This is a genomic window from Candidatus Fukatsuia endosymbiont of Tuberolachnus salignus (assembly GCF_964030845.1).
Classification (GTDB): Bacteria; Pseudomonadota; Gammaproteobacteria; order Enterobacterales; family Enterobacteriaceae; genus Fukatsuia; species Fukatsuia symbiotica.
Genome location: NZ_OZ034983.1, coordinates 289,589 through 303,621, shown reverse-complemented (window position 1 = coordinate 303,621; position 14,033 = coordinate 289,589). Strand labels below are relative to the sequence as shown.

The window sequence follows — 14,033 nt, the reverse complement described above, 5'->3', positions numbered from 1 at the left end:
GCGACTGACTTTTAACCTACCGCTCATTTACTTGATTTATTTTAATATTTTTTATCAAAAACTATTTTATAGTCCCCATTACAGCCCTATAAACAAGAGTCGCCCCACTCTACAATAATCATTCCTGCAAATCAAAAAAATCCCGCCTGACCGTCTTTTTCGGGTATGGAGGTACAGAATTGAACATCGGGCAGTATCACAATGTGACTTGAGAAGGTGTCCTGTTTCATTGAACCATTACAATGCGTTGACAAGCTTGATGTCACCTTCTTTCCTTGCTTCGCTATCGTTTATCTTAATGTCCTCAAAATGTCCTCAAATTACTTTGTTAACAATGTATAGCGTAACGTATTAATTTTGATTACAATGTATAGCTAAATTATTTAACAGGGAGTTAGCGATGAGCCACTCTGTCGATTTTCGCCGTAAAGTTCTGAGTATTCGAGAGAAAGAAAACTTGAGTATCAGAGAGACCGCTAAACGCTTCCACATTGGTTCAGCTTCCGTTACTCGCTGGCTCAGTCGTATCGAGGTTAAACCTTCTTCCCCCCGTCGGCGTAAGCTTGATAAAGTGGCGTTAGCTGAAGATGTTGCACTTTATCCCGATGCTTACCAACGGGAACGGGCGGCGCGCTTTCAGGTGTGCCAGAAAGCCATTTGGCAGGCACTGAAAAACCTGGGTGTCACCTATAAAAAAAAACCTGCGTCATCCCAAGGCAGACGAAGAGACACGGCGTGCCTTCCAGGACACGATAGCCTGCTATAAAAAGCAGGGAAAACCGGTCGTTTATCTGGATGAAAGCGGTTTCGCACACGATAGGCCACGAACCCACGGTTATGCTGCACGAGGTCAACGCTGTTGGGGTACCCAGGATGGGCAGGCTATAGCAGGCACCATGTAACGTGATCACTTTTGTTAATAAATATTAATTAATATCAATATGTTATTGCTGATTTTCATAATCAACTTATACGGCCCCTGCTATAAGGGCCGAACAAATGTCATTGGCGCGTTACTGGGAACCGTCCTGATGGCGGTCGGCTTATTTTTTTGTTCCATTAACAGTGATGTTTTTTACGCCTGGGTTACCCAGCGCCTTTTGCCTACTCTTCCTCCTCATTGTGTCATCGTGATGGATAACGCCAGTTTCCACAAACGTCTCGACATTCAGCAGGCTATCAGTAAAGCCGGGCATCGGATTGAATATCTCACTCCCTACTCACCTGATCTCAATCCTCACTTTTACCCACAACGTTGAATGAAAAATGATTCAGGTGAAATTGGATTATTGGTAGAGTCAATAGTTAAATCAGGAAACAGGCACATGAAAACAGTAACGGGTAATGGGAATGAGTGGATCCGGGAAGAATTTCATCAAATTGATTTCGGAGATAAACGCCTTAAAGAGCGTTTTTTTGAAACAGCGGGCTTATTATCATCAAAAGCGTCAGGTTCAATTTACCCAAGCTGTCATGGCTCCTGGTCACAGGCCAAAGGAGCTTATCGATTTTTTAGCAATGAGAGAGTGAGCGAGAGCGCGCTATTCCGTACACATTGTGTGCAAACACAAAAACGTCTGGAGGGGCATTCACTGGTTTTTTCTCTTCAGGACACATCAGAGTTGAACGTTGACTCACATAAAAAGACAGAGGGGTTGGGAAGTATATCTAAAGCCTATCACAAACATAAAATGGGGTTGATGCTTCATGCAAGTTTGATGGTAACTCAGGAGGTCTTGCCGCTTGGGTTATCCTCGCTTAAATGCTGGTCACGTGTTTCCCGAGAGGAAACGCCTCAGGAAAAACAGCGGCGGCTTTATCAATCGACAATGAAAGAGAAAGAAAGTATTAAGTGGATAGAGACCCTCTACGAGACAGCGGCGCTGATACCCAAAGATACCTGCTTAATCACGCTGGGAGACAGAGAAGCGGATATTTTCGAACTTTTTCGGGTTGCAAGCTCACTAAAAACATTTTTTATTATCCGCAACCGGAAAGACAGAAAATTTATCGATGAAAAGGGGAAAAAAACAACGGTGCAAACCGCCTTGTCAAAGACGCCGATTTTAAAAACCATAGCACTCACCCTGCCCAAAAATCAGCAAAGGGTAGCAAGAACGGCTTATGTGGATATTCGCTCCATTTCAGGCTGGCTCCCCATTAGAAATAATCTAGTTTATGGGCCTACCAATAAAGACGCTTCACGGCATATCCATGAAAAGGTTCACGTATCTGCCATCAGTGTTAAAGAACAGCCTCCTCCAGAAGGAGTAGCGCCTGTCGAATGGGTATTATTGACCAATTTGACGGCCACTGACGCCTTTGAAGCAGAAGAGAAAGTGAATGGGTATAGACTGAGATGGAAGATAGAAGAATTATTCAACACACTGAAATCAGGATGTTGTGTTGAACAATGTCGTTTAAATACGGCAACCCAATTAACGAAAATGATCACCCTCAAAAGCATTATCGCCTTCAAACTGATGCATATGACCAAAATGGCAGCGTTGTGTCCTGAGGCTACCTGCACCGATGTGTTGTCAAAGATAGAATGGCAAACGCTGTATTGCAGAATACAGACAACAAGCCGCCTTCCCGAGCATCCCCCCACAGTGCTTCAGGCAATAACATGGCTGGGTCAATTGGGAGGATTTCTTAACCGACGTGCCGAGGGTTTACCGGGAATCATGTCGCTTTGGCGAGGGTATGAGATCCTGCAAGAAAATGTGAGATTGTTCATTATTCTTAATAACAAAAATTGTGGGTAAAAGTGAGCTCTCAATCCCATTGAACATCAATGGGCACAAGCCAAAAGCAAAAGAAGGGACTTAAATTGCAGCCTTGACGCCTTATTCTCTCAATATAGTGCATAATCATTATTATATCGTTCAGCCATATATCGTGATAGCAGAAAGAGTGAGTAGGACGAAATCTGATACAAACTATGATTTTTTAGGTTATCGGGTAAAATGTTAAGGTACGAGATAATTTAATAGGCATTTTGATTTAATTTCGATTGATCGTGATTTTTTGTTTTTAATCTATTGATTTTTATCATAAATAAAAAACTTACAGTCTCTGCGGAATATTGCCACTAAAAACAGGTAAATTACCGCTGTTTTTCCTTAGAACCTATTCGAAATCTTTTATGCTCGCTGATACTTCGTCAAAAACGGGCTCAAAATGCTCACTTATTCTATGTAAACCACGCTTCTTCGCCCATTTTTTCCTCGTCTAAGCGTCGCTTAAGAAGATTTTGAATAGGTTCTTATCGTTAACTTAACTTTTGTAGAGCAATTAATTAACACTATGATCCGTGTGACAGCCATCTCTAATCAACGTTTGGCACAAATTTTTGTCGATTATATGACCACCTTCAACGTTGTCTTGACCCTTAGCCGTAATACGCAACAGGTAGAAATCTGGTTAGGCGATGAACAAAAGCTACCGCTGGTACAATCTGAATGGAAGCAATTCCTGCTTGATCCCTGTAATCCGTGTTATCAGGCGGCCAGTTGGCAAGCTGGAACGCTTAATAGTACCTTACCCTATCAAGGTTTTTTTTCTCTACAAACGATTCTTCAGACCGTACGCAATAAAGCAGGCCGCATGACACTTAGTGTCATGTTACTTTGCGGTGCCATCTATATTTTGATGCAATTCGTGGGTGATACTACCGTCATGTCATGGCTGGCGTGGCCAAAAAATAGTCGCCAATATTGGCAATTATGGCGTTGGATCACCCATGCTTTGCTACATTTTTCACTGTTACATATTTTATTTAACTTGATGTGGTGGTGGTATCTTGCCGGGCAAGTAGAAAAACAACTTGGCAGCGGTAAATTGCTGGTGTTAACTATTTTATCTGCGATATTCAGCGGTTGGGGTCAATCGTTATTTAGCGGTGCTAACTTTGGTGGCTTGTCGGGCGTGATCTACGCTTTAATCGGTTATGTTTGGCTGATTACAGAACGTGTGCCGGGATCTGGCCTTATCTTACCCCGTGGGGTGATGGTTTTTTCTGTGATCTGGCTGGTTGTTGGACTCTTCAATATATTGGCGTTGTCAATTGCCAATAGCTCTCATCTCTGTGGTTTGCTGATTGGCTTACTAATAGCTTTGTGGGATACTCGCACCTATCTGCAGGTGTGATGCAAATCATTAGACTTCTTGTAAAGAAGACTACATGCTGCAAATTCTGCGTTACCTAGCGTTCGAAATCCTCGTGTATTCGCATGTACCTCGCAGTTACTGCGCTCCAGGCGCCCTTGGCCTCGCATAACAAACGACCGTTTTACAAGAAGTCTATTGAGCAATAGGGTGTGCAATTGGAACTTTGCTAAGCTTTTGTTTACAATGCTAAGTGGAAACAAGCATGAACGCACTGTTTCGCCTATCTGAAGGAAGATGACGTGGAAACCAAAGATTTGATTGTGATTGGTGGAGGTATCAACGGAGCGGGTATCGCTGCTGATGCTGCCGGGCGAGGTTTATCGGTGCTGTTACTTGAAGCCCAAGATTTGGCTTGTGCGACTTCTTCTGCCAGTTCCAAGCTGATCCACGGTGGATTACGTTATCTTGAGCATTACGAATTTCGTCTAGTCAGAGAAGCACTGGCCGAACGTGAAATATTATTACAATTGGCACCCCATATTGCGTGCCCAATGCGTTTTCGGCTACCGCATCAACCTCATCTACGTCCAGCCTGGATGATCCGTGCTGGTCTATTCCTTTATGATCATTTAGGTAAACGCTCCAGTTTACCTGCCAGTCAAAGCCTTCGTTTTGGCTCAGAATCGGTGTTAAAACCGAAGTTAGTGCGCGGATTCGAATATTCAGATTGTTGGGTTGATGACGCTCGTTTAGTGGTGTTAAATGCTCAGGCTGTGGTGCAACATCATGGTGAAGTGCGTACGCGAACCAAAGTCACTCGTGCATGGCGTGAACAGGGTCAATGGAGGGTTGAAGCCGTTGACACAAAAAACGGCTCTACTTTGAGTTGGAAGGCTAAAGGGCTGGTTAATGCTACCGGTCCCTGGGTGAAACAGTTCTTTGATGAAGGTCTGCAACTGAAATCACCTTATGGTATTCGCCTGATTAAAGGCAGTCATATTGTGTTACCACGTGTGCATAATCAGCCACAAGCCTATATCCTGCAAAATGAAGATCAGAGAATTGTGTTTGTTATTCCGTGGTTGGATAAATATTCCATCATCGGTACTACAGATGTGGAATATCATGGCGATATAGAAAAAGTAGAAATTGATGATCAAGAAATCGATTACTTACTGAAAGTGTATAACGATCACTTTATCAAACAATTCGGGCGTGCTGATATTGTTTGGACTTATTCTGGCGTTCGTCCGTTGTGTGACGATGAATCTGATTCACCTCAGGTGGTGACACGTGATTACACCCTGGATATTACCGATGAGCAAACTGCCACTCCACTGTTGTCAGTTTTTGGCGGAAAATTGACCACTTACCGCAAGCTGGCAGAGCATGCGTTAGAAAAACTGCGCATTTATTACCCCGAAATGGGTTCAGCCTGGACTAAGCATAGTAAGCTGCCAGGGGGCGATATTAACGGTAATCGCGACAGTTATACTATGCAATTGGGAGATCGCTTCAAGTGGTTGCCACAGGCATTGGCACAACGTTATGCCTACACCTATGGTAGCCATAGCGAGTTGATTTTGGCTGATACTCATGACCTTGCCGATTTGGGTGAACATTTTGGTCATGATTTATATGAAGCTGAACTACGCTATCTGATCAGAAAAGAGTGGGTAACTGAGCTCGACGATGTGATCTGGCGACGCACCAAGTTGGGTATGTGTCTTGATGATGCTCAGAAACAGCGAGTCCAGGCGTGGTTGTCACAGAACGGACTCTGATTATGCCTCCAGAGGAGGGCAGGGAATAAGAGCATGCCCATCTTGCGTAGCACCCCCTGTCTGCTCGGTGTAGTATTCTGTCAATTTATCAATTGTGAGGATGACATCAACAAGAGTAACAGCCTTAACCTCAGTAAGGTTACTCTCTCTAGGAGCGGAAATATAATACTCCGATAAACCTTTGGCAGGCACTTTGATGCCTTTGAATATGAGTTTAATGCGTTTATCCGGCCTATTACGTAACGGGAAGAAAGAATAATTAATCACTAATAGATTTTTTCTGACAAATAAAAGAAGAAACCGATATTTTTTTGAAAGCAACACTGCTTCTGGTGTGCCAGGCATGATGCATTGCACCGCGCCCCAGCTTGAGTGATCCAGGTATATCACTGGATAACGAAACTTCTCAATCTGAAAAGTGAAGGATTCGGTTCTCGTTTGCTCAATGGGTGTCGTAATCAGTAAAGCAGGTGCATCAATGTTGACATGTTCAACAGTGCTTAGCACTGAAAGCTTACTACTATTTAAAACGAGTATAGAATTAAATCTGAATCTTTCATACAGTGAACCTACTTCATGCACAATATCTACCTGAAAATCTTGCCTTATTCTATTTTTATTTATCTTTATTAAGTTCTGATCGTTTTCATTTTTCTCCATAAAATACACACATTGTTCTTGACGGTTAAAGCCAAGGTAAATATCTAACTTGTGTGTCCCAAAAGGCATAAAAAGTTTTTCTGATGTCGGCTCATACCAACCACATTCATTATTTTCTAGTATAACTTTAACTATTTCATAGCATTGATAGTTCTTTATGCATTCTGTTAAACCCGTTTCTAGCGCATGATTACTTGGGTACTTGCGAGTAAAATCAGGGGTGACGGCAAGTAAAATAGTTTTAAATTCGCTGCCTATTCTTTCAATATCCAAAAGAAGTCCTTCAACAGTAGTACCTTTTAGATGCCCTTCGCCATCTGAATTGATATGGGAAAAAGAAGTCGGCATATCTGATATTGTATTGCCAGTAAATTTGATCAAATGGTGCGATGATAATTTGTCGTTAAATACAATCCCTTGCAAAAGGGTATGTAATTCATCGATGGTTATTCCATCTACATAACCTATTTCGTTTCTGTTGTTGCTGGTGACATCCTTAATCCAGGCACCTTGACTATTATTAGTCATCCCTAGATAACTAAGTTTTTGGCTATTTTCGCTTTTACAAAAAATAAACTGTTGGCTAGCACAATCATACCAGGCAGCCAACGGCTTTAAGCCATCATTCTGTCGCAAACCGGAAAATGTCAAATGAGAGGAGATGTGAATAGGTTTCGTTTGTCCTACTTGAAACTGAATATAACCGTCCATACTTCTTGTCAGTTCCTCGATATATTGAGAAAAATAAATCTACCAATGATTGTGTTTGACTAACCAATTTTCTTCGACCCCCACAAATAGAATATTCTGATTATCGTACAAACCATACAGAAAACCACTCGTAGTATAAATAATCGTATCATTTATACTTAACACGTTGTTATTATGAATATTAAAATGACTCAAATTAATTTCTGTAGAAGAATTTTTATCCTGTTGAACATAGAGTTTTACGAATTTCTCATCCTTATCCATAATACTCCAAAAATGGTAATGTTTGACACTAACGGGTGTATTGATTGCTATGGCCGCTTCTTCATCTATAACGATCTTTGTCGTTCCTGCATAGCTAACTAAATATTCTGAATTATTAGCTATTTCATTGGGTAAGGTCGCGTTGATATTACCCTTTGCAATAGGGTTGTACTCCGATGACCATACTAAGCGCCGGCCAATAGATAGAGTAGTCTCTGTTTTAGGATTGAATAGGGGAATGATATTTAGCCCGGTACGACCCCATGGATCAATTATTTGTGGAGAGACTGTTGTGTAGTTTGAATTGGCATTGTTTTTCATGAAATCGCTAAGAGTCACTAATTCCTTGGTTTGAATGAGTTGTGTAGCTAAATTTACGGGTAAATCACGTGCCTCTGTGAATATTAATCCTTTTTCAGGGTATTTGGTGTCAATTTTATATTGCAAAATCATTTGTAATACATGATTTTCTTGTTTATAGCTATAGGACTGTTCAAAGAAGATAAATCTATCGATATTTTTTTGGTTGGTGAATGTTATTATCTTTGATGGAGAAGGATACGCAACTTGTCCTTGAATAACACTATCAGGAAGATGACAAAATGGAAGGTAAACTTGTTTTAGCGTTTTATTTGAGATATCTGATACCCAGAAAAGATCGTTATAGACTTGTTCAACACCATCAACTGTTATCGATAAATTGCCTTTAAACCAAATATATATTTCACTGAAAAAAAGTATTTTAACATGACTACGTTTAGTATTATAGAAAAGTGTACCCTCTTTATTTTCTGTCTGAACGAAATTTTTGCTTTGCACAGAATAATAAACATTGTTGCTTTATTCATTACCGAAAATAGCCAGGTTTTTTACCGGGATATATTTCAACACTTTTGCCGAATCTTTTGTCATTTCCTCAAGATAGGCTCTTACCATTTGTGGCATACGTGATGCTTCGTCCATATTTCTTATACGTCTATCCCCATCGAGAAAATCAATAATTTGAGGAGTCAATTGAGTTTTAAATATTGTCGCATTAAACTCTCGGACAATTAGCTTACCAACAGAATGTGTTGTACTACCTTTAAAATCTATCGTGCCAACTCCAATAGAAAGATGAAAAGTAAGCTTAGTGTTATCTCTGTCGTCAATATTTATGTAAATAGCATCATCTGTTTCACCCGATGCATTAGGCACTGTTCTGAAAATTTTACAACCATTAGAGATAGGCTCCACCTTTGTATCACGAAAATTTTCATGATAAGCCCCAATAATCCAGGTTATACTGGGATTACTACGCGCAATGGTGATATCAGACTGCCCTCTATTTAATAGTATAAAGATAGTGGCTTTACCTTTAGTAGGACCATAAAGTTTATAGTGCAGATATTTTCTATAAAGAGAATCATCTGTTCTTTCATTCTTTTCGATTCCTGGTGCTATTAGTTTATAATCGTCATTACCTAAATAAACATTTACATTGTTTTTCTGATAACGATAGTTCAGGTTTGTTATTGCCATCCAGTTTGTACCCAAAAAATTTTTAATTGGATCGATAAAAGAATTTTCTTTATAAAATTCAAATATAAATTTGGACTCTCTGCTAGAAAAATAACGCATGGCATCAAATTCAGTATCACCTCTCCATTTTATAAGATCTGTTTCAGTATATACAGGATCAATTTTTATTTTAGGGGACATAGGTAAGACCAGTTTTTTTAATGCTGGTTGATTGAACGATGGAAGACCTGTTATGTCTATAGATTGATCCAACGCCACACCGTTCAGTTCACGGAGGTTAATATAAGCCGCCGGATCATTACTGTCGACAATAAAGTCTTCTCCTTGATCCGTTTTTTTACGCATTTGTACACCGATATCATCAAATACGACAAAAGGTTTTCTGGTATTTTCCAGATTAATTGTTTTAATCACAGAGCCTTTACAAGGCATTAACGTATCGTTTATTACAGTAAATCCCCCTTTTTCAAATCCATTTTTCAATTGGTTAAATTCAACGCCACAGAGTCTTGCACGTGTTATATTATCAAACATTATCTCTATGTCATTACCAATGGCTTGACTTATTTTAGACAATGAATAACTTGCTATAATGACAATCAATAACGGGGGGAACTCCGCTGAAGATTGCATAATATTCTCAGCAGCTATGCCCCAAGCAAGGCTTGCTCCATCAAAGGTAGCTTTTGTTACGGCGAGACTACGTTGATGATGATTTTGGGCTTCGTGGTATTCATAAGCATCAAATAAAAGGCTAATAACACCCAGCCCCTGACCTGTTTTTGTTGCAATATCATTAAACCATTTATTTTTTTCAGAATTGGCAGCTTGATAAAGAACATTCCACAAAGTATTGATGGGAGTTTTGCATTTTTCATAAAGCCAGCTGGTATTAATAGCACTTTCTAATAGTCTATCCCCTCCGTCAATAACAGTGGATGGAAGACTCATTACATTGATAAAATCTGACAACAAAGATACCCAAGAATGCACTTTTTTGTTTACGGGTATTTCTTCTTCCTTTTTTTCCAGATCTGACGTAGAAGTAAAATCGATAAAAAAATGCCATAAAGAAGAAAAGGAATCAGATGTACCTCCTATACCACCTGCTCCACCCATACTTCCCACTGATCGTGCGATGGGCCGTTTTTTTCTTTTCAATACACGGTTAGTTTCAACGAGCTGTAAATTTTTATTCAAATATAACATCATGCGTGCAAAAGAAAGATCTTTAGCACTGACGTCGATTGTATTATGACGCGTAGTATTCAGTTGGCTAATTATATAGTTTTCATCTATCGTCTTGTATTTTATACTCGCTAATAATAGCCGCCATTCATTCATGGCTAATTTCTTGTGTTTTCCCTGTGAAGCGTGCAAATTCGCACGCCTCCATGCTTGTCTCTTAGTATATTGGGCAGTGTCTGCAAAGCTCAAAGACAATTTATTTTTATTCCAAGCGAATTGCAGTAACCTATGTATATAGTCAATGTTAAAATTACTTTTTTCGAATACTGTCTCAACATTTCCTATTAAACTACGTTCAGGATCATACAGAGAATAAGTATAAAGTTTAGGTAATGAACGCGGGGCGTTATCTGCATTTTCCAAATCATTAACGAGATCGCTAAAGTTAGCATTGAGATTTGTTACCTTGTTTGCAACCTGTGCAAGTTGAGTTGAATCGTCGGCATCAATCTCCATCCCAGGTAATAAAGCCTCCTCAATACTGCCTAAAAAAATGGCCTGAATGGTGGTTTTGCTCTTCATTCCTCGGCGTATACGCTTAGCGTTATCCTTTTCACTCAGACTTAAATTGAAAAAAGTAAAACGCTTGTGACACACTCGCCATTGAAGACGCCTAAAGGCGCGATCAAGCTCGTTGGGTGTTGTAAAGAGCGCGTTAATAAGATGATTGAACTGCTTTTCTCCACAAGCAAAATCAAGAGATGCAAACCAATCCACGTAAGTATTGACCTCCAAACTGCGTTCTAATACCTGCATAAGTGTTTTAATTCTGGCAAGGTGAGGATCACTGATAATCAGCTCATGAATAGATTCACACATAGCCGCCACTAATACTATGCTCTCAGCGGCCATAACAACAACACCATTCTTTAGATCCTGTGAGATCCTTTCAGCCATTGTTTGCTCTATCCATCCATCTAATTTAGCAGGATTATTCTTCCAAGGTGGCAATCTCCCAGGGTTAACAAGTGGGGTTTCTATTACCGAACCCAATCCGAAGGCAGCTTTATTCGATTCAGAGATAACCCTATTACGTGTTAATACACTTGTACCCAGTCTCGGTATTGTGTATGTGTAGGCGCCTTGCGGCTTATCTCCTGAGAAGGTCGCGATCACTTCACTGTCGTTTTCTGTCACAATACGCCAATCGATCTCTCTTTTTACCCCTGTGCTTATGCCATTTACAAACAGGCTTCCTTTCCATTGGCGACCCATCATATCGACCATAAATAAGCTTTCTTGTGCAACAATGCGTTTGATGTTTATCTTGGGTTTACTGTTTTCGCAAGCATGAAAAAGCCCTTCAATGGAGAGTGTTTTATTTCCCACACCGGCAATGGGTCCCGTTCTTCTAGGTTGGCAAGCAATTAAGGTCATTTGTTCTACATGAAAATTATTTTTTAATAGGATCTGCTGTGTTAACTGTAAAAAATTAATGGCATCAATAATAGCTATGGGGTAGCCGTTTCCCACCCAAATAAGGCACTTTTCCTGCTGCGAATCAATCTGTGTACCTACAGATTGAGGTATTAACCGTTTTGTTTCTTCATCGTAACGATACCATTCACTTATATCGCTATTGTTGTTATATAAAAATTTGGCTGTTTTTTCACTTATCACATCATCTTTGAGTTGTATTATGCATTGACCTACATATTGAGGACTATTAATAAACGGCTTAAGGTATCTTTGAGCACCCATCAGATGAGATTGAGTGGCTTCTTCAGTCAAAAAAGTTGCAGAGTTAAAGGAGGGAGTCACTTTTTTTTGAAAGGAGTAAAAATCGATAGTTTGTGTTTCCACACTTTCACTATTTAACAGTTCTTTTAGTAACTGAGAATAGACACAATCATAAGCAGGAGTACCTAATAATTCGGGAATGGCTTGTTCATATTGACTCAAAATATCCCAGTGATAATGTATGAGTGCCTTGGCATTGACCTTTAAATTCTTTCTTGCAAATGCTTCTTGGGTGCTAGTAATCGCATTTCTTAGTGAATTAGGCACCGATAGTTGTATCGCGTGGATCCCGTGCTGTAAAATTATTCGATATGTCTCAATCCAATTATTTAATAATTTGCTAATAAATTGATTATTTTCTCCTTCTTTAACTGACGCTATTAGCATCTTCACATTGCCATCAGCATATGATGATTGGAAATAGGGATCTACTTTAATTTCATCAAGTCCCATAAATAGAGGGATCTTCCTTTGTTTTGCTTCTATGATTATATTTTTTATTGAACTCTCTATTTGAGGATCGATCTTATCGAGTTGATAAGATTTCACTAGAGCTTCTGTGCGCCCTGGCATTTGTCCATCGTTGCCAAGCTCATCAAGAATAATCCTTGAAATAATAGTTTGGCTCAGCGTGCCGTTAGGATCATCTGGCGTTTTATCGATTAAATCCACAAATAGGTTTTCATTAATGGCAGGCAGTAAATCAGTACCTAAATAAATGCCACCCTCACTGATTAAAACGTTTAACGCAAATATGCCACTAGCGGCAGATAGATTTCCTCGTAATTCATTTAAATAATTTGACTGAAAATTACCATCAGGATTTTTATATATTAACTCAATATTATTTTCTGGGTTGGCTGCTTTGAGATAATCACGCATTTTTGTGAATATTGCTCTATTCTTTGTGCGCTCTTTCTCCAAATTTTCACGTTCTTCTAAACCATTTTTTATACAAAAATCTATTACACATTGATCAAAGCATACATCACCTTTTTCTTTTTCGTTCAAGAAATAACGATAGAATTTTTCTTGCCAATAAAAGAATCTTTGCGAGAAAGAATTGTATTTCTGTCGAATAAAAGTACGTTTTATAACTTCCATCTCTTCTGGGTATGTCATTTCAATGATATCAAAATTAAGATGCCCTTCTCTAAGTTCAATACTAACATCAATAAGAGTAGTGATGGTTTTATTAAATTCTGTATTTAATGGGTTATTATAAAAATACTCATCGAAAAACTCAATTTCATTTTTTTCTTGATTAGTTTCATTCGTATAGTATGTGTTTCCTTTGCTTTTAAATTTTAAGAAAATCTTTATCGTTTCTTGAAAATTATTAAAGTTTCTAGGTAAAAAATACATTAATGTTTCTTTTGCAGCCTTTTCTTGTATACATGTAACAAGTTTTTGCACGAGAAGGCTATCGTCATCTGTCCAGATCTTTACCAAGTAGTCTGGATTATTTTTCAACCAAAGATTAATGTAATCCCGTTGAATATCTGTCATTGTACAGAGACAGATAAAATGTATTGTTTTAGGTACAGTTTCCATAATAGTATTTTTACGAGCTAAAAGTATTTGCGCTAAAAAAGGGTTATACCGTCTTTCCCCTTTGTTGTTATTAATCGCAACCCACTTGTCAAGATAAAACATCATTTTTAATAGCAGCGAAGTTTCATCTAATTGTGCTGGTTCGACTTTATTTGATGGCGTTGAGGAGGTAGTTAAATTTAAATATTGATTACGAGCTGTAATAAATTTGTAATAATTCTCTTTTTTATCATATTCAGATTTATCTATTTTTATATCGCCCAATTGTCGAGCGACATCTAAGTATTGTACGGTTTGTAATTCCATTATTTTCTATTCCATTTTTTCTGGTTTAAGTATGTTGTGATTTATTTAAGAGGCTGTGAAAACTCGTCATGAATAACGCTCATATAAGGAAAAAATTGGCGGAAAAACACAGTGATTTTTTGTATATAATGA

General features: G+C 38.9%; 8 protein-coding genes. 5 read left to right on the top strand and 3 right to left on the bottom strand.

The window, feature by feature from the left end; all coding sequences use genetic code 11:
• Positions 1 to 400 precede the first annotated feature (400 nt).
• The 5 genes from AAHH42_RS01500 to glpD all read left to right on the top strand — a co-directional run bounded on the left by AAHH42_RS01500 (position 401) and on the right by glpD (position 5,897).
• The gene (locus AAHH42_RS01500) at positions 401 to 766 is read left to right on the top strand and encodes an IS630 transposase-related protein (protein WP_342221546.1); all 366 of its coding nucleotides are present in this window, start codon (positions 401 to 403) and stop codon (positions 764 to 766) included.
• 265 nt (positions 767 to 1,031) lie between these two features.
• Complete coding sequence (locus tag AAHH42_RS01495) at positions 1,032 to 1,259, top strand: transposase (RefSeq protein ID WP_342221545.1); 228 nt, start codon at positions 1,032 to 1,034, stop codon at positions 1,257 to 1,259.
• Positions 1,260 to 2,768 (top strand): IS4 family transposase, encoded by a 1,509-nt coding sequence (locus AAHH42_RS01490; protein WP_342221544.1) that lies wholly within the window; start codon positions 1,260 to 1,262, stop codon positions 2,766 to 2,768.
• Between the two features lie 541 nt (positions 2,769 to 3,309).
• The gene (gene glpG, locus AAHH42_RS01485) at positions 3,310 to 4,152 is read left to right on the top strand and encodes a rhomboid family intramembrane serine protease GlpG (protein ID WP_072550429.1); all 843 of its coding nucleotides are present in this window, start codon (positions 3,310 to 3,312) and stop codon (positions 4,150 to 4,152) included.
• Positions 4,153 to 4,412: 260 nt separating this feature from the next.
• Positions 4,413 to 5,897, top strand: a complete 1,485-nt coding sequence (gene glpD, locus AAHH42_RS01480; RefSeq protein WP_072550428.1) for a glycerol-3-phosphate dehydrogenase — start codon at positions 4,413 to 4,415, stop codon at positions 5,895 to 5,897.
• Here glpD and AAHH42_RS01475 read toward each other — a convergent pair whose 3' ends face one another.
• The 3 genes from AAHH42_RS01475 to AAHH42_RS01465 are packed head-to-tail and all read right to left on the bottom strand — an operon-like array spanning position 5,898 to position 13,901.
• Positions 5,898 to 7,268, bottom strand: coding sequence for a hypothetical protein (locus tag AAHH42_RS01475; RefSeq protein WP_342221543.1), 1,371 nt, complete (start codon positions 7,266 to 7,268; stop codon positions 5,898 to 5,900).
• A gap of 39 nt (positions 7,269 to 7,307) precedes the next feature.
• Complete coding sequence (locus AAHH42_RS01470; RefSeq protein WP_342221542.1) at positions 7,308 to 8,351, bottom strand: hypothetical protein; 1,044 nt, start codon at positions 8,349 to 8,351, stop codon at positions 7,308 to 7,310.
• 21 nt (positions 8,352 to 8,372) lie between these two features.
• Entirely contained in the window at positions 8,373 to 13,901 is a 5,529-nt protein-coding gene (locus AAHH42_RS01465) for a TcdA/TcdB catalytic glycosyltransferase domain-containing protein (RefSeq protein ID WP_342221541.1), read from the bottom strand.
• Between the last annotated feature and the right edge of the window lie 132 nt (positions 13,902 to 14,033).